Below are 20,492 nucleotides of genomic sequence, written 5' to 3'. Positions count from 1 at the left end.
CCAACGACCATCGCCGACGCCGCTCCGGCCCCGTCAGCAAAACTGCATGTCCCATGCTCAATGCACTCTTAAGTCCAATCTTAAGAGCGCAGACTCACGGGAGACGCGGAACTTCGCAAGGCGGTTCACACCGGAGGGATACCGTCAAACAGCGGTTAGGCGCGGTGCGCCAGCTGTTCGACTGGCTCGTTACAGGACAGGCGATTTAGGCCAATCCTGCCCATTCCATCCTAGGGCCGAAACATTCCCGTAGAAGGGGCAAGACCCCCTGTCCTCTCGTCCGAGGAAGCCCGTCAGCTCTTGGACGGCATTTCCACCGATATGTTGATCGGTAAGCGAGATCGCGCCCTGATCGGGCTCATGACCTACACGTTCGCCCGCGTTGGTGCCGCGACGGCCAGATGGTGGCCAGATTAGCCGCCAAAGGAAAAGTCTAGCCGGAAGAAGTGGCTTACCGATATCACGGAGTTCCAGTTGCCGGCGGGGAAAGTGTATCTGTCGCCTATTATCGACTGCTTCGACGGGCTTGTTGTCAGTTGGTCCGTGAGCACACGTCCAGACGCACAACTCGTGAACACCATGCTCAATGCCGCAATCGCAACGATCAGCGTTTCCGAGCGTCCAGTTGTGCACTCTGACCGCGGTGCCCATTATCGCTGGCCTGGCTGGCTGTCGCGCATACACAATGCTCAGCTGGCCCGCTCCATGTCACGCAAAGGGTGCTCACCGGATAACTCAGCCTGTGAGCTTCTTTGGACCGCTAAAAACGAGATGTACTACCATCGCGACTGGATCAATACGACGCTTGACGACTTCATGCAGCAAGTAGATTCCTATATCCGGTGGTACAACCAGCATCGCATAAAAATCTCACTCGGTGGCCTTAGCCCCGCGGAATACCGCCGGAACCTCGGAATTGCAGCATAAGCAGTCCAAGAATTCGTCCGCACTTACAAAGTGCCGAAGTAAAATTCCCCCCTTACGCCGACGTAGACGGCACGAATGCGTGACCATTTTTCGGTGGCCGTCCCCGTGGTTTTGCTGGTGGCGCGAAAGCGGGCGGCGTGATGAGGGCTTTCGAGCGGACATGCTCTAGCATCAGTTCCGCATGTTGTCGCAGGCGGTAGCTTGATCGATCTGAATGACGACGGCATGGTGAAGGAGCCTGTCGAGCAGCGCGGTGGCGACGACGGGATCGCCAAAAACGTCGCCCCACTCGGCGAAGCCGCGGTTTGAAGTCAGGATCATACGCCGCGCTCGTAGCGAGCGTTGACGAGTTGGAAGAAGAGGTTGCCGCCGCCGGCGACCACCGGCAGGTATCCGATCTCATCTACGATGAGCAGGCTCGGCCTGCAGAAGAAGCGGATACGTTCCTGCAATCTGCCTTCCCGTTCAGCACGCGCGAGCGAGGCGATCAGATCGGCAAGCGTCGTGAAGTAGACGCTTTTGCCGGCCTTGACGGCTTCGACGCCCAGTGCCGTGGCCAGGTGGCTTTTGCCGGTTCCGGGTGGGCCGAGGAAGTGAACAGCTTCATGGCGCTCGATGAAGCCGAGCTGCGCCAGCGTGAAGACGCGATCTCTATCGAGCGACGGCTGGAAGGTGAAGTCGAAGCCTGCCAAGGTTTTGATGGTTGTGAGCCTGCCCATCCGCAACGCCGTCTTGATACGTCTGTTCTCACGCAGTGTCAGTTCTTCCGATAGCAGAATGTCGATGGCCTCCTGCGCCGACAGTTCACCGTGCTCGAGGCGACGCACGACATGATCGAGCGCTTCAAGCGCGCGCGGCATCTTCAGCCCAACGAGATCGTGGCGAATACGGTCGATCATCGAGGGCATGGAATCGAGAGTGACGCTCATGGACGGTTCTCCCGCGCCAGCGCTTTGCCGACGGCATCATAGAATGCCAGGGATCGCTGAAGAACCTTGCCGCCGGCTCCTTGGATGATGACGTCCGTGTTGGCCGCCTTCGACCAATTGCGATGAGAGCTCAGGCTTCGTCGATGGTCGGGGTTCACGCGCCGCTGCTTGCGTCCCTCCTCGTCGATCTCCTCGCACAGCCGCGACACCTGGCTTTTGGAGATGCCGCTCATCCCCATGGCTTTGACCAGATCATCGACCGAGCGCGTCGATATTCCTTGGATATACGCCTCCTGGATAACAGCCGTCAGAGCCTTCTCGGCCATGCGGCGCGGTTCGCGGAAGCTTGGAAAGTAGCTGCCCTTGCGCAGCTTCGGAATGCGAAGCTCGACCGTGCCAGCTCGCGTCTCCCAATCGCGCACGATAGCCATTGCGTTGTGCAAGCCGCATCGGGTTCTTCTCCCCGAACCCTGCACCCGTAGCTGAGCTGACCTCCAGCTCCATCAGCCGTTCAGCGGCAAAGCCGATCATCTCGCGCAACAAATCTGCATCAGCGCTCTTCTCAACGAGCGAACGCACGTTCATCATGTCAGTGGTCATCAGTGATCTTTCCGTCAGGTTGTGTCTTGAACAACCCGACCCTAGCGGAAAACACTGATGGCCGCCCGCACAGCGCCTCACTCCCTACAGCGCGATTGGGGGCGCGCTCGCGAGCGGCTTTGCTACCGCCGAACTACACCACTCGGTGGGACACGATCCGCCGCTTCGATTAACGCTCTTGCTGCTGGCCGTTTCTGGCTGGAAAGATTGTCGAGGATCACGATGTCACCGGGTTTCAATATCGGGACCAGGACCTGAGCAACATAGGCCTCGAACCACTCGCCATTGATCGGACCGTCGATGACCAAAGGCGCGACCATTCCGGTGTTTCGTAGACCGGCGACAAGCGTCGTCGTCTTGCGATGGCGATGCGGGAAACCCATCCGCAGCCGCTCACCTCTGGTGCATCTGCCATGAGTGCGCGCCATGTTGGTCGCGGTCCATGTTTCGTCGATGAACACAAGCCGCGACGGATCAAGATCAAGTTGCTCGTCGAACCACCGCTGACGGAGTTCCAAGACGTCTGGGCGTACTTGCTCTATCGCGTGGCCCGTCTTTTTTTGCGCGTCTGATTGTGCCGGACAAGGAAACGGTGCAGCGCCGACTTGCTGACGGCGATGCCCTGACCTGCAAGGGCATCACGAAGTTCGAACAAGGTGCCGTCCCGGTGTTCCTCAAGCCACGACATGATCGCATCGGCGTTGGCTTCGGTTTTGTACGAATGACGGTCTCCACCCAGAGGACCCGGTCGAACATGGCCCTGACGGACTTGCAGGTTTCGCCACCGGCTCACGCTGGCCGCACTGACGCCAAAGCGCTCGGCAGCCTCCCGGTGCGACGCTCCGGCAGAGACGGCGGCAAGAACCCGTGCGCGAAGATCAACGGAAAGGGCTTTCGACATTATCTGCCGACCTCCATCGGCAGTTTGAATCAGAACCCGGGATCGGGGCGCAAGCTTCGTTCCAAAGCTCGACAACGTGAACGGCGAATTGGTTCAGCCGCTCGGCCAGGTCCGCTAGCTCTGATTTCGCGCGCCGGTCGGGAAAGTGCGTCAGGGCATGAAACTGCGGCTCGATGTCCTCCGCCGCTATGGTTGCGGCGAAGGTCCCTGCCACAATGGCCAGGATGTTGTTTTCGAGAGTTGCGATTTATGCCTCTCCTTCGACGAGGGTAGGGGCACGGCGCTCAATGCGGGATTGCAGCCCCGCCAACGCGCCGGCAATGATGATGCCTCCGGGGGAAATCTCGTCGGTCTTTGCGAAAACCGGATCGAGGACCGGGCGGCAGCATTTGAAATGCTTGGCCGCGTCCTCAAGACTGACAAGCGGCGACGTGTAGGGTGAGCTACCATCCCCCCCGACAAGAACGATCTTGCCCGCGATCGGCTGGGGGAAGCCGCGGTCAGGCCTTCCTTCAACCCTTCCTCGTCGACAAGGAGCGTGTGGCGCTCGTCGAAACGCACGACTTCGAGAAGGCGACATCCAATCAGGTCGTAAACCGGCCGGATACCCGTCGAGATCGGAAGCCCGACGGGCTTAAAAATCGTCGTCTCTGGGTCCAGCACATAGGCGGTGTTTGCGCGTTCCATTTTCTAGCCCTTTCCATTCCGCGAAGCGGTCTAGCGTCTGCCCGAGGGCAGGAGCCCCGCTCCTGCTTCCGAGCTCGCGCGGAGCAGCGGGAGAGAGGGAGGCAAGGGAACAAAACGGAGGGGGTTCGCCCGCCCGAGGCTTAAAGCCGAAGGGGCGACGACTGATCCGTACATGCGGATCAGCGTCGATCCTGCACGTAGCGAGCGATCAGCGACCGGAGGAAGGACGGGGAGACCGTTTTTTCCCTTGTGAGGGAGAGAGGGCGGCGCCTTCTTTCCCTCCATCAAGAAAGCATGCCGGCCGCCTAGCGGACGCCATTTCAGATACAGAAAGGGCCGCCCTGCCTCGTGAACAGGACGACCCCTTTGGCGCATGACAAGAAGGGCTAGCGACTTGCCATCACCAACTCATGATTGACTTTGCCGGCGCACAATATGCAGGTTTCAACGGGCGTGTAAACCGGGAGCCAGAGGCAATTTGATGCACGGACGCGAAGCGGACGTAGCGCAATCGATCGCTACCCGCAGAGGCGAAGACCGCTTTCAAAGGGCTTCGTGCTGAAGGCATAAAGCGGGCCCGCGTCAGCGATGCGCCAAATCGATGCGAAACCTGGCGGCGTTGTGGCGACCATAAGCCCAGGCTGAAAAGCTCCAGTTGAGGAAAACTTTCATCCGTCGCCAGCACTCAACGGGCCGATTTGGCAATAGCCGATAGAAACCGCTTCAAGCTCAAACCGGCCAACAGAATGTAGGGCGGCCTGGCGAGCGAATAGTGACCACAGTTTAGTTTCAAAATATTTGGCTTGGCTCCGGCGTCCTTTAGGCGTTGCACGAACCTCTCCGATAGCTCTGGCAGCACCACTTTGTCTCTCCTAGCCAACACAACGTGTAGGTCGAGATCAGGCCGTGCCAAACGATGCACGTAGTTCTCCATGTTAAGTGGAGCCCAGGCCCGTCTTAGATCGGCCAGCGCGATTTCAAGCTCAAGGCTTTCGCGTATCAATCGTGTTGCGCGTCCCGTCCAAACCATATCCGCGAGACTTCCCGCGGTGAGAAACAACGAAGCTTTTGAAACAGCAGGGTCGTGTGCCGCGATGAGCCCAGCAACCCAGGAGCCCAAGCTCATACCGAGAACCGAAATCTCTCGATAGCCTTCGCCCTTCAACCAACGTATGAGCTTTCGTCCATCCCACACTGCCTGCCTGACAGCTTGGATCGTTTGGCCGAGATTCGCGCTGAGCATGTAATCGGCGTGCGAGGCGCCCGGACGTTGGCGCTCGAAATGATAAGGCATTGAAATCTCAACAACCGTGATACCACGCCGTGAGAAAAATTTGGCGATCTGACGATTTCGCCTGGTTGCATTCCAATGGTGGAAAACCACCAGCACCTGATCGAACGACCCGCTTTCTGTGATCTTTGTCCAGACGACGTTGTTCTCTTCAATGTTTGTAGAGATGCCCGATGGAAATTTGAGCCACCCATCTTGCTTCTGAAAAACCTGATCGCTCCCACTCGGCTCATCGAAGAAGGCTGGATCAGCGACGGCCTGGTCCGCAAGACGACAAAACTCTTCGAGACTTGCGACCTTCTTCGCCTCTGGAAAGGCGCGTGCCACGTCAAGGACGAAATCCGTTGTCTCCTTTTCCTCCTCGCCTCGCCGCGCCCGCCGCTCATCCCATCGATCAAGCCAATTATGATACACGCTGATGATTTCCTAACTCAGTCGCCCGCCATCGCCCAAAGCCTGGATCAAACAAGCCGTACAACGCAAGGAGCACGCCGACGCCCAAAAGGATCGAAAAGCCTGCAAACGCGCCGATCAGCAAATAGCCGGCAACGAGAAGACCTACAACGGCCGCCATCTCCCACAAAAGCACACGAAACCGACCTCCAACACGTAAACGGATGGAGCCAAACAGAAAGACGACGCAGGTCGAAATAACGATAAGAAGACTGCTGAAATGAGTCGGCATCCTATAGCCGGCCCCGTCGCTTACATTATTGCGACCATGAAGGACTGAAGACATGTCGCTGACCAACCAAGCCGCAACATTCTCGCCGCTCGATGTCAGGTAAGAGCTCTGGACCTTCATGCATATGGCGATCAGAACGCCCAATACGGTACACCGAAAAATCCCGCGCATTACCCTAAGACCGACCTCATTGATCTCGTGCTGATAGTTTGCATCAGACCGATGCTTCGTCGCCACTTCAACTCTCCAGAGATCATAGACAACCGTATAAAGCAAAATGAGACCGACGAAGAAAACATAGAAGCACAGGCACATGTATAGGTAAGCAATCCCCGTGAACAGGACCGCTTCGGGCACCGATATGACCTCCGGGCGCACAAGTGCTAACTTGCCCCAATCCATTGCATAGTTGCCACCGCCGTTCACCAATGGGATCAGGCACACTTCGATCCATTGAAAAAGACCTGCGAACAGCAGGCAAATCAAAAAGACCGCCCAGTACGTATAGGAAGAAGCTTCGACATTGCGCTCCCAGGCCTCGTCGTTTTGCATCCGGTCTGCCTGCGCTGCAAGCCTTGGGCGCGCCTCGTTCTTCCAGATGCCCAGCAGCTCTATGACGAACGCGCAAAACAAGGGTAGCAGCACCATGAAGACGAATGTCCAATTCGGCGCCCAAAGAAATCCAACCTGCTTAACAAGGCCATCCGGCCGGTCGTAAGTGGCGTTGTGGATCCCCGTGATATACGACAAAAACCCAAGAGCGGTGGCCCCTGCAAACACCGACGCCGGCAAATTCAAGGGCGATCCGCGACTAAATAGCGCCTCCGATCTCCTCGCCAAGCCGATACGCCGTCTTGGCCTCTTGGTGTCAGTATCTCGTGCCAACTCTGGCGGAGACTTCGTCTCATTATCGACGATCGTGGTCCGCGGCGGATCTGGGATCCCAACGCTGCTCCCTGCATTCCTCAGATCTCGTCTCTTGCCCGCTAACCGGGATTGCGCCGCACTGAGCTCCATCTGCCATTCGCTGGTTGCCATTGGGTCATCGCACCCAAAAATCCTCGCGAGCCACCGAATGTTGGCAGTGCTAATTCCCTTCTCATTCTCTTGAAACCAAAGCTGCACCGTTCGCAGATCAACCCCGATCCGGTTCGAATCGATCTGTGAAATCGCCTCTGCAAGAAGCTCTGGCGTCCATGGGCCTGCGGGAAACCCATCACTGCCCAATGGCCGACCCGCTCCAGCCGCAGCCAATTGTTTGAATAGCTCCTTGAAATCACTCCCGTCTTTCGACGGCGGAAGAAATAACTTTCCATTCTTTATCAATGACTTATTGGCCCTGGTTTCGTTTCGCTTCGCTAGGTTTCGTGTCCTATCGTTCCATTGCCCCAAAAATCACGGTCTTATCGCTGGGATGCAACTTTTTAGCGCTTCCGAGATGAAGCGCGCAACTATTGGAAGGAGGGGGTCTTTTGTCGGTGAGGCACGCAATCATGCCAATTTCGTCGTCATCAGCGTTTCAGCGCCGCATAGAGACCGACAGCTTATCATGCTCGCTTCGGTCCTATAGCAGCGGATTCTGCGCTTCAAGAATGCGCACGGCTTTGAGCGCATTAGCTTCCGACGGTATTTCTTACATGGAAATCGCGGGACCTTTGGGTGGGAGGGGACGCAAAGAAGAAAGCGGGTCGGAAACTGCGGGGTCCCTTGGTGAGTTGATCGACCGACATATCGCTGCGCAACTGGCGACGGCGGACGCCGTTCGTGCTTGGGATGAGCGGAGGGCGGCCGGTGAGGTTACGAACGTCACCTATGCCAACCGATTGTTGGGCGTTGCGCGGGATGAAGAAGCTGGCTGGCTGGCGATCGTCGATTACACGCCGCGGGGCGATCGGGAATCGAGGCTGAAGCTGACCTATATGGCGGCATACCTGATTGCAACACGTGGCACGCTGAGCGCCAAAGAGATGAATTCCGCCTTGGAAGCCCCTCGCGGTCGGCCTGCCGACTCCAGATTGACGTGCTGAGGCCACAGGCTTTGCCGACTGGATTCCTACAGCGCGCCGACGGGATAGGGCGGCGGACGCCGCGCCATTTCCCCTCGCCGATCCTTTGCAGGGAGATAACGTACATGGAAACACGCCAGCGCAAGCTGATGGGAGTGAGTGAGATTCCGGCATTCGTCGATGAGGTGATCGAGGCCGGTTGCGATATCTGTGCGGTCGGGCACGGTTGCTACGTACTCGGCGACTTGGAGGAGATGGATGCGGCGGGAGATGAGCTGCACCGAATAGGTGAAAAATTCGGAGACCGAGATTTCCTGTTGTTGGAAATCGTCGCCTATTTGCGGTCGCTTGGTCGGTACCTCGACCCCGGCTCGCCGGCGAGACATTGGAGTGAAAACGAAAAAGCTGAGAATCCAAATGATCTTCGGGCGAGTCGATGTTCTGGCATCTGCTGAACGCCGCCGCCCTCGAACAGGCACTCGTGTTGATAGGAGGCTTTCACCGAGGGGTGGGGAGTCGGCTCAAAGGTTGCGATCACTGGCACCTGAGTCGACTGCCACGGACGCAGACAGGTCCCAACCGCGAACGTTGCGTCCAGAAAACCGCGAAGAAGTCGGCCTGTGGGAACAGCCGTGCCACCCGGTGTCTTCCAGCAGAATGTCTGGAGAAATTCGACAGTCTTCCTCCGGATGCCCGGCAAGGCGGTCCAGCTTAGTGGTGCTATCGAGGGTGCTCCAATTCGCGCGTTGTCGGTGATATGATGCCATCTTCGCTGCACCATGGGAGGTGGGAATGCGTAATTTTGTACTCACTCTCGCAATCGGATTGTTTTCCACTGCGCAGGCACTGGCAGAACCGATTGTCTTCCACACGGAACATTTCAACGACGACACCGTCGTCAGCCTTGGTCTCGCGAGTAACCACATCGCGCAGCGGCCAGGATACGATTACGATGTCCGAATATCGGTCTCATCCAAGCGCGACACGGACGGGGCCATCTACAATGACCCAGGAAAGCATCGGGCGCTCGTCAGATGTGGCGATCCAGCCAAGGTATCGGTTCGAGGTGTCGACTACCCGGTGCGGGCCTCGGAGGGAAGTGCGGGGGACTGGAAGGCCGATCTCTGGAAGGCGGTCTGCCTGGTCCCGATCTCGTAGTGTGAGGGGGTTTCCGCGGCTCGGGCAAAATCCTCGCGGCGCAGATACCAGATATCTACGGGGAGCCTGCGTCCGGGCAGGACGACGGCCTTCTGCGGCGTCCAGATGGCGGGTTGAACAGGGGTCCGCAAGCGCGCCACCAACGAAACCGACACCACAAGCGGTGCGTCGAGTGATTTGGCCAAGGACTCCAGACGTTGAGCCACATTGACCGCGTCGCCGATGACCGTGAATTCGCTGTGGCAGCCGCTGTCCAGGACGCCCCCGACGACCTTGCCGTAGTGCAGACCAATGCCAGCATCGAGGGCAGGGTAGCCGTTGAGAGCGTTGTGGTTCTTCCAGTCGTGCAAAGCATTGACGAGATCGAGAGCGCAGGCCATCGCTCGATCCGGGTCGTCTTCCAAGGGCCTGGGTTGACCGAACACGGCCATCACGCCGTCGCCGATGAACTTGTCGACGGTTCCGCCGTGCTTGAAAATCGTCTGGGAGACGAGTTGGCGGTATTCGGCCAGAACAAAGGCGAGCTCCGGCGCGGGTGCCGTTTCGGCGAAACTGGTGAAATCGCGCAGGTCGACGAACATGATCGCCGCACTACGGCGCTCCAAGCCAAGGGCGTCGCCTCCATCCTGCAGTTCCGAAACGACGAGCGGCGAGAAGAAGCGGGAGAGATTGAGGCGTCGTTGGTCCGCCCTGAGCGCCTCTCTGCGCGTCCGATCATGATCCCTCGCAAGGAGATAGATGGCGAAGGCGGTGAAGCCAAAACTGACAGTAAGGCCGAGATCCTGGTTGAAGAATGACCCGAGCAGTGAAAGCGCGCCTGTCGTATGATGCCTGGCAGCCGTGATTGCCAGCATCGCCATCCAGGATGTGAGCACGATGCCGGAGAAGATCAGGACGAGACGTCGTTCCAGCTTGAGGCCGACATGGACGAGCAGGATGAACGCCACTACGAGACTGGTCGTGGTCAGGTTGTGGTTCTCGGTAACCGGCCCAGCAAGGATGTGTGCGTAGAGGAGCAGGGCGACCAACAAGGCATCGAGAACGACGAAGAGTGTCTTCAGCCACGAACGACCGGGCAGGTAGCGCGCCGCAGCCACGGAGGCCATGCTGATAACGAGGTAAGTGACGACGACGATCGAATGCGTCCGTTCGGCACCTTCGTTGTCGCCGAGCAACAGGTTTGCAAGGAGGATAGCGAACGCGACGAACCGTAGGAGGATCGAGCGTATCTCGCGTGCGAAGTCCCAGCGGGGATGGAGTGAAGACGTCATGTCTGCCGGTTTAAAACAACATCGTTGGGGGTTGGCTGACCGCGCTCTCCCGGTTGCACAGGGTAGTGGACGCGGCCCATCGGCCGCGTCCGTTGTCGGGTTTACTTGACTTCCGTTACCGTCAGCTTCCCGTCGACCCGCTCGGCGACGAATTCGACGTTCGCCCCCTCCTTTAGCTTCGCCATCAGGGCGTCATCCTTGACCCGGAAGACCATGGTCATCGCCGGCATATCGAGGTTCTTCAGTTCCTCGTGGATGAGTGTGACCTTCTTGGCCTTGGCGTCGATCTTCTTGACGGTTCCCTTGGTGAATTCGGCCGCTAACGCCCCGTAGGCAGTGCCGAGCGCGAGGACCGAAGCGAGGGTGAGTTTGATCAGCATTTTCATGTGGTCTTACCTTTCCGAAATCGATTACTTTCCTGCGACAGTGACGTCGCCATGCATGCCGGCGTCGTAGTGTCCAGGCACTAGGCAGGCGATCTTGAACGCGCCGTCGTTGGTGAACTTCCAGATGATTTCGCCCTGCTCTCCGGCGGCGAGCCGGATGGCGTTCGGATCGTCATGTTCCATCTCCGGAAACTTTTCCATCGCCGCCTTGTGCTCGATGATCTTGTCTTCCTGGTCGAGCACGAACTCGTGATCGAGCTCGCCCGCGTTCTTGATTGCGAAGACGATGGTCTGGCCTTTGCGCACCTTGAAGGTCGACGGCGTGAAGATCATCTTGCCGTCTTCAGTCTCCTTCATGGTGACGCGGATCGTCTGAGTGGCGTTGGCTTTCTTGCCGGGTTCGCCGACAGCCATGGCTTCGCCGTGACCGCCTGCGTGATTACCGCCGGCGAGCGCCGGGGTGGCGAGCGCGGCGACGAGAAGTCCGAAGATTTGAGCTTTCATTGTGTGGTCCTTAGGTTGGTTGAACATCGGCATGCTGGATCAGCCGTGGTTCTTATGTTTCGGCGTGATCTGGGTCTTGGCGTCCTTGGCTTTGGTCGCGTCGGGGAGCTCGCCCGTCCACTCCCAGGCCTGGGTTCCGGGCGGGTTTTCGTACCAGCCGGGATCGGCGTAATCGCCCGCCGAGATGCCCTCGCGCACCTTGACGACCGAGAACATCCCGCCCATCTCGATCGGCCCGTGCGGACCCCAGCCCGTCATCATCGGGATGGTGTTTTCGGGGATTTCCATTTCCATCTCGCCCATGTCGGCCATGCCTTTGGTGCCCATCGGCATGTATTCCGGGCGAAGCTTCTTGATCTTCTCGGCGACCTTCGATTTGTCGACGCCGATGAAGGTCGGGATGTCGTGTCCCATCGCGTTCATCGTGTGGTGCGACTTGTGGCAGTGGATCGCCCAGTCGCCCTCGTACTTGGCGTCGAACTCGTAGGCCCGCATGGCGCCGACCGGAATGTCGATGCTCACCTCCGGCCAGCGCGCCTCTGGCCGCACCCACCCGCCGTCGGTGCAGGTGACCTCGAAGTCGTAGCCATGCATGTGGATCGGGTGGTTGGTCATGGTGAGATTGCCGACCCGCACCCGCACGCGGTCGTTCTTGGATACAACGAGCGGGCTGATGTCCGGGAAGATGCGGCTGTTCCAGCACCACATGTTGAAGTCGGTCATTTCCATGATCCGCGGCACGTAGGAGCCCGGATCGATGTCGTAGGCATTGAGCAGGAAGACGAAGTCGCGGTCGACCGGCATGAACTTCGGGTCTTTGGGATGGATCACGAAGAAGCCCATCATGCCCATCGCCATCTGCACCATTTCGTCGGAATGCGGGTGGTACATGAAGGTGCCCGACTTCACGAGGTCGAACTCGTAGACGAAGGTCTTGCCGACGGGGATGTGCGGCTGCGACAGCCCGCCGACCCCGTCCATGCCGGACGGCAGGATCATGCCATGCCAATGTATGGTCGTGTGCTCCGGCAGCTTGTTGGTGACGAAGATGCGCACCCGGTCGCCCTCTACCGCCTCTATCGTCGGGCCCGGCGACTGGCCGTTATAGCCCCAGAGGTAGGCGGTCATGCCCTCCGCCATCTCGCGCTCCACCGGCTCGGCGACAAGGTGAAACTCCTTGACGCCGTTGTTCATCCGGTAGGGCAGGGTCCAGCCGTTGAGCGTGACTACGGGGTTGTAGTCGGGTCCGGAGGTGGGCTTTAGCGGCGGCTGCGTCTCCGCCGTCTCCATCACGGCGGCTTCTGGCAGCCCCATATTCGACGTCTTCGCCCAGGCGGCGGTCGATACTAGTGCGGCGCTTGCGCCGAGTAGTTGTCTTCTGTTGAACATGGCCTGTTCCTTTCTCAGTGGCCGCCACCACCGCCCTCGGCGGCAGCCGCAATTTCCGTCTCGCCGGCGGCGGCACCCGCACCGCCGCCGTAGATGGCGGGGGCAAGATTGGCCTCGGCCAGCCAGAAGTCGCGCTTGGCGTTGACCGCGAGCAGGATCGAATTGACCTTCTCCCGGCTGTCGGCGAGCAGTTCGAATGTGTTGGTGATCATGCCGTTGTAGGTGAGAAGTGACTCCTCCTCGATCTTGGTGCGCAGCGGGACGACGCTGTTCCTATAATGGCGGGCGATATCGTAGTTGGAGCGGTAGGCCTGGTAGGCGGAGCGCGCCTCGGAGCGGACGTTGACGGCCTTCTCCGCCAGCAGGTTCGCCGACCGCATGTAGGCGAGTTCCGCTTTGCGCATCCGGGCCTTGCCGCTGTCGAAGATCGGAATCACGAACTCGAGTTCCACGATCCCGGTCGTCTCGGTCTGGACGTCGCCATCTTCCTTTTCCCGCTCCGTCTCGAAGCCGGTCAGGAGTTCGAGGTCCGTGACGTAGCGGGTGGCTTCAGTCAGCTTGTAGGATTTCGCCGTTGCGTCGAGGTCCAGCTTGGCCATCTGCAGGTCGACGCGACGCTGCAAGGCTTCCGCCTCGATGAGGTCACGCTTCATCACGCCCCTCGGCAGGGAGGGCAGGCGGTTCGGCACCTGGTATTCGACGTCCGAACCCCAGAGCCCCATCAACCGCGTCAGCTCCTCCTTGGCAAGTCGTGCCTCCAGTCGCGCCTTTGCGGATTGTCCCACCAGTTCTGCGTAAAAGACGTGTTCGCGAGCCTGCGAGCCCTTCGTCATCGCGCCTGTCTCACCCAACTTCTGCGCAAGCTCGGACGCGGCATCGGCTGAAGCCTGGGCTTGATTGAGTTGCGCTACCGTTTCCCAAGCGGCGACAGCATTGATCCAGGCGCGCCGTGTGTCCGCGGCAAGCTGAAGTGTCCGCAGCGCCGCATTCAACTGGGCCTGGCGGAACCGGGTGTCGGCGATTGCGATATCTCGTTCGCGCGTGGCGAGCGCCAGGATGTTCGATGCGATTACCCCCTCGACCGACCTGAAAGCCTCGATCCCCGGCGCTCCAACGCCGTTGAAGCCGACGGAGACCGTCGGGTTGACGAACATCGTCGACTGCCAGGCATCGGCGGACGAATCCCCGAGGTCGGCGTAGGCAGCCTGCAGGCCCTTGTTGTTCAAGAGCGCGATTTGGACCGCCGTCTCCACGTCGAGGGTCTTCTTGGCGATCAGCATCTTGACGCGGTCGGAGACGACCCGTGCCTGCTGCTGGTTCTGGACCCAGACAGTCTGTTTGCTCGTCGCCTCGACAGTCTTGGCTTCGACTGAAGAGAACCCGGCGTTTTTCGCCGCATACTCGGTGGCCGACACGCAGCCGCCGAGGAACAGCGGAAGAGTGAGCGCCGCAGCCAACTTCAACGTGCTTCCGGTCATGACGCATCTCCTTCCGGAGCCTGCGCGTCATTCTGATTGCGCCACGGCTTGGGATCGACAGGCGCGCGGTGGGTGTAGCCCGAGACCGGGCTCGTATATCTGAGGGGGCGTACGTCGGCCTGTGAGGCCGCGCGGTTGCCCGAGGCAATGACATCGGGAGGCAATGTGGCTGCGCATCCGCTCGCGAGAAGCGACAGGGCGGCCACCAGAAATAAGGGTTTCATGGTGTTGTCCGAACAGGAGATGGCATCGGCGCTGCGAGCATCACGCTCGCAAACGCGCGGTGAGACCCGCAGAACGGGTTCGGCCTATTCAGATATTCGGGGGGCGGTGGAGTGACGGGAATTCGCCCATGATATGGGCGTCGTCGATGAATTCGCGGATGGTGGCTACACGCTGGCCGCCGACGGGGACGCTGCTGGTCACGATGGCCATGCTGACGCAGAAACTGCCGCAGCATTCCTGCTTGGCGATTTTTCTTGCAGCATCGTCAGGTGAGGAGGCGTGATCGCCGTCTGAATGGTGGCCGCTCGCCCCTTCATGATGATCGTCAACCTGACCTTGGTGGTCGTGGGATTGCAAGACCTCTGACCCGGACCATGACCCGTGCATGGCAGCGGAGGCGGTCGGCAAGGAGTATCCCGCCAGTGACATAACGATCACCGTGCGAAGCAGAACCAGCATCTTTGAAAATGTGATTCGATACATCTTGCCCATATCGGAGGACTAACAGCAGCCCTGAAGTTGTCAATTGTCAGGTTCTATCCTTGATGCGATTCGCGTCTATTATGTGGCACTGAACTACGTGCCGACCCCGTCGAGCTTGTAAGTCAAATGAGAAAACAGTCGAATAGCTCACGAAGCGCCCCCTTCTCGCAGCGTTTGCACGAGGTTGTATGGCTAGCCTGACCGCATATCTCGGATTGTTTCTCGCCGCGTTCGGGGCGGCCACGGTGTTGCCTTTCCAGTCGGAACCGGTGCTTATCGGCTTGCTCGCGTCAGGGAAATTCTCGACGACCTGGCTTGTCGTCGTCGCAAGCGTCGGAAACGTATTGGGTGCGGCTTTAAACGCCGTGCTCGGACGTTTCATAGATCGGTTTCATGACCGATCTTGGTTTCCTGTGAAGGCATCCGCGTTGGATAGGGCCGTCGGATGGTACCGCCGCTATGGCCGGTGGTCGCTGCTGCTCTCGTGGATGCCAATCTTCGGAGACGCTTTGACTGTCATCGCAGGTGTCTTGCGGGAACCCTGGTGGTCATTCCTGCTGCTTGTCGGCATCGGGAAGACGGCGCGCTACATCGTCCTTGCCGCGGCGACGCTCGGCACGCAGGCAGCGATCGGAGTTTGATGCGGGTTCGGGCGCGGAACTTTTGATCGGCGGACGGGTTGTAGGCTCGAAGGAACCGCGCCTCATGCCTGCCTTCCGAATTTCACTCCGAATCATTGTGATCGGCGTTCTCTGCCTTGGGATATTCAATCTGCACGGCACGGCGGCGACACCCTTTCATGTCGACCTCCATTGCCCCTCCTTGACGGAGCCAGCCCACGTCTCATCCGACATCGCCTCGCCGTCGAGCTGCTGCACGAAGTCATCATGTTGTCCGGTTCTGGTCGATTGCGTGCTCGTGGCGGACACCCATCTGCCACGTCTTCGCAATCCGCTCGGGGTGAAGGCGAAGCCCTTCCTGCTCGTCCGGGCGCTTTCTCCGCCGCCCAAGTCCCCGGTTCTCCCGGTCTGAACGGACTTCTATCCAAACATGGAGAGTACAATGGACAGCATTCTCAAGTTTTTGGTCGCCGGGGCGGCCATCCTTCTCGTAACGACAGCAACGGCATCGGCTCAGATGGCGATGCCCGACGGTTGCAAGTCGGAAGCCTCGATGAGTGGCGAGATGAAGATGCCAAGCGACATGCATATGGGCGAAATGGCCGACCATCAGAAAGCGATGATGGAGTCGATGCAGAAGATGCACCCGGCCATGATGCAGGGAATGATGGCCAAGGACCCGGATGTTGCGTTCGTCTGCGGCATGATCGGCCATCACATGGGTGCGATCAGCATGTCAGAGGTCGAGCTGAAGTACGGCGATGACGAGCAGGCCAAGACCATGGCCAAGAACATCATCGACGCCCAGAAGAAGGAAATCGAAGAGATGACCAAATGGGTCAACGAGCACGCCAAGTGATCCCTCGGCAGCTCGATGACCTCGTTCGGTGGAGGCGGCCTTCGCGACCGCTTCCGCCGAGCGGGCGTGTCATGTGATGTCGCCCGGTTTCGTCGGGCGGTCTCCACCGTCATGGCGATGTCCGCCATGGCCACCGTGACCGCCATGAAAGAAGTGCATCAAAGGGCAGGCAAGCAGTATTAGGTAGGGCGTGAAGCCCAGGGCGTGCTGCCAGTGCTCGCGAAGGAAGAAGAACGCGGCGATCACCGCGAGCGACATTGCAAACAAAGTCCATCTGCGATCCCAGGTCATATCCGGACACTCCTCAATCTTAGAGAATTCCCGATCACGCTGACCGACGACAGGGCCATTGCCGCCGCCGCGATGATCGGGGACAGCAGGAGGCCGAAGGCCGGGTAGAGCACGCCCGCGGCGACGGGCACTCCGGCGGCGTTGTAGATGAAGGCGAAGAACAGGTTCTGCCGGATGTTCTTCATCGTCGCATGGCTCAACTGCCGCGCCCGCGCGATCCCCTGGAGGTCGCCTTTGAGCAGGGTCACGCCCGCGCTCTCGATCGCCACGTCGGTTCCAGTGCCCATGGCGATGCCGACATCGGCGGCGGCGAGCGCAGGCGCGTCGTTCACGCCGTCTCCGGCCATGGCGACGATGCGGCCTTCCTTGCGGAGGCGCGCGACGATCTCGCTCTTGTGTTCCGGCAGGACTTCCGCTTCGACTTCCGTGATGCCGAGCCTGCGGGCGACAGCTTCAGCCGTGGTCTTGTTGTCCCCGGTCAGCATAACCACCCGGACGCCCTCGTTCAGCAATGTCTGTACAGCCGCGGGGGTCGTCGCCTTGATAGGGTCGGAAATGGCGAAGAGGCCGCTGACGCGACCGTCGACGGCCACGAAGATGACGGTCGCGCCTTCGCCGCGCAGATCCTCGGCCTCCCTGGTCAGGGCCGACACGTCGACGCCGGACTCGTCCATGATCCGGTGACTGCCGATGATCAGCTTGCGCCCCTCGACGGAGCCCGTGACACCCTTGCCGACGGGGCTGTCGAATTCCTCCGCATTGCCGAAAGTCAGGCCGCGTTCTGTGGCGGATTCGACGATGGCCGCCGCGAGGGGATGTTCGCTTGCGCGTTCCAGGGTCGCCGCCATTCGAAGCAGCTCGTCTTCACTCACACCCCCGGTCGTGGCGATCGAGGTCACCTTCGGCTTGCCCTCGGTGAGCGTTCCCGTCTTGTCGACCACCAGCGTGTCGACCTTTTCGAAGCGCTCGAGAGCCTCGGCGTTCTTGATCAGCACGCCGAGATGGGCGCCGCGGCCGACCCCGACCATGATCGACATCGGCGTGGCCAGACCGAGGGCGCACGGGCAGGCGATAATCAGCACCGCGACCGCGGCCACCAGTCCGTGGGCGAAGCGCGGCTCCGGTCCCAGCCACATCCAGACCGCGAAGGCGATAATGGCGATGGCGATGACCGCGGGAACGAACCAGCCGGAAACCTCGTCGGCGAGGCGCTGGATCGGGGCGCGGGAGCGCTGAGCCTCCGCCACCATCTGCACGATCCGCGACAGCATCGTGTCGCGCCCGACCTTGCCAGCCTCCATGACGAAGCCGCCGGTCTTGTTCATGGTGCCGCCGATCAGTTTTGCCCCGACCTCCTTGGTGACGGGCATCGACTCGCCGGTGATCATGGATTCATCGACCGAGCTGCGGCCCTCCACAAGCGTGCCGTCGACCGGAACCTTCTCGCCAGGGCGGACGCGCAGCTTGTCGCCGACGGCGACGGCCTCGAGATCCACATCCTCGTCGGTGCCATCGGAGCGTATGCGGCGGGCGGTCTTCGGCGCGAGATCGAGAAGCGCCCTGATCGCACCGCCCGTCTGCTCGCGCGCCTGCAACTCGAGCACCTGTCCGAGCAGCACCAGCACGGTGATGACGGCGGCCGCTTCGAAGTAGATCGCGACCGCCCCTTCGCCGGATCGGAATGTTTCCGGAAACAGGCCGGGTGCGACCGTTGCGACGACGCTGTAGACCCAGGCGACCCCAGTGCCCATGGCGATCAGCGTGAACATGTTGAGGTGCCTGTTGACGATGGATTGCCATGCCCGTTCGAAGAAGGGCGCGCCAGCCCAAAGGACGACCGGGGTCGCCAGGACGAGCTGGATCCAGTTCGACATCTGCGGGCCGAGTAGCATGTGCAGGTTCGTGAGATGGCCGCCCATCTCGAGCGCCAGCACAGGCAATGTCAGCACCAGTCCGATCCAGAACCGCCGCCGCATGTCGACTAGCTCCGCGCTCGGTCCAGTGTCGGCCGTCACGACTTCCGGCTCAAGCGTCATGCCGCAGATCGGGCAGTTGCCAGGGCCGAGCTGGCGTATCTGCGGATGCATGGGGCATGTGTAGATCACCCCATCCTGCTGTGAGCCCTGCTTGCCCATGGTCTCGGCGCGCTTCGCGTTCTGATTGGCGTGGTGATGATGGTCGTGACCGTCGTGCTTGTGATGATGCTTATGCTCGTCCATGGGAATTCTCCGTAATGGTACCCGCCTCCAACAGAGCTAGCGTCCAGCCACCCAGCAAGGGGGCCGGACGTATCCTGTTTATGCGTAGGCGACGAAGGACATCATTCCCGATGCCATGTGATAGAGGTGATGGCAGTGGAGCGGCCAGCGGCCAAGATTGTTTGCGTCGAACACGACGGTCACGCTTCCCATCGGCGGCACGAGAACGGTGTCACGCACAGCGCCGCCGAGTGCCTTCCCGCCGATGTCGACCACCTGGAAGTGGTGCCCATGCAGATGCATCGGATGGGACATCATCGACATGTTGCGCATGACGACCTCGATCCTTTCCCCTTCGCGGACATCAAGGCCGTCGCCGCCTTCGATCCGCCAATCGTAGCCGCTCATATTGCCCGTCAGATTGAGCTCGAAGCGGCGGTTGGCGAGACGGGCGGGGAGCGGTGTGACGGCTGCCAGCCGCTGTTCCAGGTCAAGCCCGACGACCGGGCCGGGATCCGTCCCGCGCGAGGCAATCTTGGCGACCTTCGCACCGGAGGGTGCCAGGATGACGCCCGTGCGATGATCCGTTCCCTCGCGCAGCGCAAGGATTGGATGGGCTTCGGCCGACTTAGGAAGCTCGAGCCGGATATCGAGCCGCTGACCCATGGAGATCGGGAAGCGGTTTCCGGAAATTGGTTGCACGGGCTGCCCGTCAACGGCGATCACCTGTCCGGTGAGCGTGCCGGTGTCGATCGTGAAGGCGGTGGCGGTCGCGCCATTGATGATGCGCAGGCGGACGCGTCCGCCGCTCTCGACGGTGAAGACTTCAGGGTCGTCGAGCGTCCGGTCGTTGGCGAGATAGGCATCGTACTCGATGTCGTTCAGATCCATAGCGGCCATGCCTGGCATCGCCATGCCGGACATGTGGCCCTGCATGTTGGACGCCATGCCCTGCATCATCGCACTGTGGTCCATCCCGTGACCGCCTGATGATCCCTTCAGCTTGGCGAGCAGTTCTTCGGCAGGCGTGAAGGAGAAGTCGTGCAGCAGGACGACCACTTCCAGCTCGTCGCGCTGCCTGTCGTTGGCGGTCCGCACGATCAGGGGCGCGGCAAGCAGGTTCTGCTCCTGGAGCGTATGCGCATGCATCCAGTGCGTGCCGCCCGAGCCGACCGGAAACGTGTAGCGCCGGGTTTCCTTCGCTTTCAGAAGCGCTGCGGGATTGTCGGGAACCCCGTCCATTTTCCATGGCGGCGCAAGGCCGTGCCAGTGGATGAGCGTTGCTTCCCCGCCTTGATTTGCAAGGGCGACGTCGAACGGAGCCTCCGCGTCGAGCGTCAGCCCGACAGAGCCATCCGGTTGGAGGAGTCCGAACACATCGGCGGCTCTGCCGTTCACCTCGATGACGCGTTTTGTGATCGCAAGCGAGCGGGCGCCCGCGCCCGAAGATGTCGCCTTACGGGCCTCAGCCCAACTTTTGTTTGGATGTAGGGCGGCAGCCGATGCGGCGACCACCACGCCCGACATCAATCCGCCCAGGAATTCACGGCGTTTCATATCCATTGACCTCTCGTTCCGTGCCGGCCAATGCCGGCGAACGTCGC

General features: G+C 60.3%; 17 protein-coding genes and 5 pseudogenes. 6 read left to right on the top strand and 16 right to left on the bottom strand.

Annotated features, from left to right (window positions below; genetic code table 11):
* Positions 1-441: 441 nt before the first annotated feature.
* Positions 442-927 (top strand): annotated as a pseudogene (locus MKZ91_RS29805) (IS3 family transposase); the annotation flags it as partial.
* A gap of 171 nt (positions 928-1,098) precedes the next feature.
* Here the strand turns inward: MKZ91_RS29805 and istB are convergent.
* The 3 pseudogenes from istB to MKZ91_RS29790 form a co-directional block, all read right to left on the bottom strand.
* Positions 1,099-1,787 (bottom strand): annotated as a pseudogene (gene istB / locus MKZ91_RS29800) (IS21-like element helper ATPase IstB).
* 248 nt (positions 1,788-2,035) lie between these two features.
* Positions 2,036-2,456 (bottom strand): annotated as a pseudogene (locus MKZ91_RS29795) (transposase); the annotation flags it as partial.
* Positions 2,457-2,617: 161 nt separating this feature from the next.
* Positions 2,618-3,357, bottom strand: a pseudogene (locus tag MKZ91_RS29790) (IS630 family transposase); the annotation flags it as partial.
* Positions 3,358-3,514: 157 nt separating this feature from the next.
* Here MKZ91_RS29790 and MKZ91_RS29785 point away from each other — a divergent pair.
* Entirely contained in the window at positions 3,515-3,799 is a 285-nt protein-coding gene (locus MKZ91_RS29785; protein ID WP_336174634.1) for a hypothetical protein, read from the top strand.
* Positions 3,800-3,817: 18 nt separating this feature from the next.
* On the opposite strand, the pseudogene MKZ91_RS29780 reads toward MKZ91_RS29785, so the two are convergent.
* The 3 genes and pseudogenes from MKZ91_RS29780 to MKZ91_RS29770 all read right to left on the bottom strand — a co-directional run.
* Positions 3,818-4,044 (bottom strand): annotated as a pseudogene (locus MKZ91_RS29780) (DUF3846 domain-containing protein); the annotation flags it as partial.
* Positions 4,045-4,729: 685 nt separating this feature from the next.
* Entirely contained in the window at positions 4,730-5,749 is a 1,020-nt protein-coding gene (locus MKZ91_RS29775; protein WP_336174627.1) for an RcgR family putative quorum lactone hydrolase, read from the bottom strand.
* On the bottom strand, positions 5,739-7,346 hold the full coding sequence (locus MKZ91_RS29770) for an RcgA family putative transporter (RefSeq protein ID WP_336174626.1): 1,608 nt from the start codon (positions 7,344-7,346) through the stop codon (positions 5,739-5,741). The genes MKZ91_RS29775 and MKZ91_RS29770 overlap by 11 nt, the downstream gene beginning before the upstream one ends.
* Before the next feature lie 392 nt (positions 7,347-7,738).
* Between MKZ91_RS29770 and MKZ91_RS29765 the strand changes: the two genes are divergently transcribed.
* Positions 7,739-8,047, top strand: a complete 309-nt coding sequence (locus MKZ91_RS29765) for a hypothetical protein (RefSeq protein WP_336174633.1) — start codon at positions 7,739-7,741, stop codon at positions 8,045-8,047.
* 128 nt (positions 8,048-8,175) lie between these two features.
* Entirely contained in the window at positions 8,176-8,481 is a 306-nt protein-coding gene (locus MKZ91_RS29760) for a hypothetical protein (protein ID WP_336174632.1), read from the top strand.
* A gap of 618 nt (positions 8,482-9,099) precedes the next feature.
* Here the strand turns inward: MKZ91_RS29760 and MKZ91_RS29755 are convergent.
* The 7 genes from MKZ91_RS29755 to MKZ91_RS29725 form a co-directional block, all read right to left on the bottom strand.
* A complete protein-coding gene (locus tag MKZ91_RS29755) occupies positions 9,100-10,455 on the bottom strand; it encodes an adenylate/guanylate cyclase domain-containing protein (RefSeq protein WP_336174625.1) in 1,356 nt (451 codons plus the stop codon).
* 101 nt (positions 10,456-10,556) lie between these two features.
* Positions 10,557-10,841, bottom strand: coding sequence for a copper-binding protein (locus MKZ91_RS29750; protein ID WP_336174624.1), 285 nt, complete (start codon positions 10,839-10,841; stop codon positions 10,557-10,559).
* 24 nt (positions 10,842-10,865) lie between these two features.
* Positions 10,866-11,345: a cupredoxin domain-containing protein gene (locus MKZ91_RS29745; RefSeq protein ID WP_336174623.1), complete on the bottom strand. Its 480-nt coding sequence runs from the start codon at positions 11,343-11,345 to the stop codon at positions 10,866-10,868.
* Between the two features lie 39 nt (positions 11,346-11,384).
* Positions 11,385-12,734: a multicopper oxidase family protein gene (locus MKZ91_RS29740; protein ID WP_336174622.1), complete on the bottom strand. Its 1,350-nt coding sequence runs from the start codon at positions 12,732-12,734 to the stop codon at positions 11,385-11,387.
* Between the two features lie 14 nt (positions 12,735-12,748).
* Positions 12,749-14,212, bottom strand: a complete 1,464-nt coding sequence (locus MKZ91_RS29735; protein ID WP_336174621.1) for a TolC family protein — start codon at positions 14,210-14,212, stop codon at positions 12,749-12,751.
* The gene (locus MKZ91_RS29730; RefSeq protein ID WP_336174620.1) at positions 14,209-14,436 is read right to left on the bottom strand and encodes a hypothetical protein; all 228 of its coding nucleotides are present in this window, start codon (positions 14,434-14,436) and stop codon (positions 14,209-14,211) included. The genes MKZ91_RS29735 and MKZ91_RS29730 overlap by 4 nt, the downstream gene beginning before the upstream one ends.
* Before the next feature lie 88 nt (positions 14,437-14,524).
* Positions 14,525-14,929 (bottom strand): hypothetical protein, encoded by a 405-nt coding sequence (locus MKZ91_RS29725; protein WP_336174619.1) that lies wholly within the window; start codon positions 14,927-14,929, stop codon positions 14,525-14,527.
* A 179-nt stretch (positions 14,930-15,108) separates the two neighbouring features.
* Here MKZ91_RS29725 and MKZ91_RS29720 point away from each other — a divergent pair, with 179 nt between their 5' ends.
* Both MKZ91_RS29720 and copM read left to right on the top strand, forming a co-directional pair.
* The gene (locus MKZ91_RS29720; RefSeq protein WP_336174618.1) at positions 15,109-15,561 is read left to right on the top strand and encodes a YqaA family protein; all 453 of its coding nucleotides are present in this window, start codon (positions 15,109-15,111) and stop codon (positions 15,559-15,561) included.
* 421 nt (positions 15,562-15,982) lie between these two features.
* Positions 15,983-16,399 (top strand): CopM family metallochaperone, encoded by a 417-nt coding sequence (gene copM / locus MKZ91_RS29715; RefSeq protein ID WP_336174617.1) that lies wholly within the window; start codon positions 15,983-15,985, stop codon positions 16,397-16,399.
* A 69-nt stretch (positions 16,400-16,468) separates the two neighbouring features.
* Here copM and MKZ91_RS29710 read toward each other — a convergent pair whose 3' ends face one another.
* The 3 genes from MKZ91_RS29710 to MKZ91_RS29700 all read right to left on the bottom strand — a co-directional run bounded on the left by MKZ91_RS29710 (position 16,469) and on the right by MKZ91_RS29700 (position 20,445).
* Entirely contained in the window at positions 16,469-16,690 is a 222-nt protein-coding gene (locus MKZ91_RS29710) for a DUF2933 domain-containing protein (protein ID WP_336174616.1), read from the bottom strand.
* The gene (locus tag MKZ91_RS29705; protein WP_336174631.1) at positions 16,687-18,825 is read right to left on the bottom strand and encodes a copper-transporting P-type ATPase; all 2,139 of its coding nucleotides are present in this window, start codon (positions 18,823-18,825) and stop codon (positions 16,687-16,689) included. Before MKZ91_RS29705 ends, MKZ91_RS29710 begins: the two co-directional genes overlap by 4 nt.
* 162 nt (positions 18,826-18,987) lie before the next feature.
* Positions 18,988-20,445: a multicopper oxidase family protein gene (locus MKZ91_RS29700; protein WP_336174630.1), complete on the bottom strand. Its 1,458-nt coding sequence runs from the start codon at positions 20,443-20,445 to the stop codon at positions 18,988-18,990.
* Between the last annotated feature and the right edge of the window lie 47 nt (positions 20,446-20,492).

The sequence above is a fragment of the Ensifer sp. MJa1 genome (assembly GCF_037026475.1).
GTDB lineage: Bacteria > Pseudomonadota > Alphaproteobacteria > Rhizobiales > Rhizobiaceae > Ensifer.
This window is presented reverse-complemented; position numbering and strand designations above follow the sequence as displayed.

Coding starts and splice junctions, on each gene's coding strand:
- MKZ91_RS29740 (WP_336174622.1), bottom strand. CDS start 12,734: ATGTTCAACAGAAGACAACTACTCGGCGCAAGCGCCGCACTAGTATCG.
- MKZ91_RS29755 (WP_336174625.1), bottom strand. CDS start 10,455: ATGACGTCTTCACTCCATCCCCGCTGGGACTTCGCACGCGAGATACGC.
- MKZ91_RS29710 (WP_336174616.1), bottom strand. CDS start 16,690: ATGACCTGGGATCGCAGATGGACTTTGTTTGCAATGTCGCTCGCGGTG.
- MKZ91_RS29785 (WP_336174634.1), top strand. CDS start 3,515: ATGAAACTGCGGCTCGATGTCCTCCGCCGCTATGGTTGCGGCGAAGGT.
- MKZ91_RS29720 (WP_336174618.1), top strand. CDS start 15,109: ATGGCTAGCCTGACCGCATATCTCGGATTGTTTCTCGCCGCGTTCGGG.
- MKZ91_RS29725 (WP_336174619.1), bottom strand. CDS start 14,929: ATGGGCAAGATGTATCGAATCACATTTTCAAAGATGCTGGTTCTGCTT.
- copM (WP_336174617.1), top strand. CDS start 15,983: ATGGACAGCATTCTCAAGTTTTTGGTCGCCGGGGCGGCCATCCTTCTC.
- MKZ91_RS29730 (WP_336174620.1), bottom strand. CDS start 14,436: ATGAAACCCTTATTTCTGGTGGCCGCCCTGTCGCTTCTCGCGAGCGGA.
- MKZ91_RS29750 (WP_336174624.1), bottom strand. CDS start 10,841: ATGAAAATGCTGATCAAACTCACCCTCGCTTCGGTCCTCGCGCTCGGC.
- MKZ91_RS29745 (WP_336174623.1), bottom strand. CDS start 11,345: ATGAAAGCTCAAATCTTCGGACTTCTCGTCGCCGCGCTCGCCACCCCG.
- MKZ91_RS29705 (WP_336174631.1), bottom strand. CDS start 18,825: ATGGGCAAGCAGGGCTCACAGCAGGATGGGGTGATCTACACATGCCCC.
- MKZ91_RS29735 (WP_336174621.1), bottom strand. CDS start 14,212: ATGACCGGAAGCACGTTGAAGTTGGCTGCGGCGCTCACTCTTCCGCTG.
- MKZ91_RS29760 (WP_336174632.1), top strand. CDS start 8,176: ATGGGAGTGAGTGAGATTCCGGCATTCGTCGATGAGGTGATCGAGGCC.
- MKZ91_RS29700 (WP_336174630.1), bottom strand. CDS start 20,445: ATGAAACGCCGTGAATTCCTGGGCGGATTGATGTCGGGCGTGGTGGTC.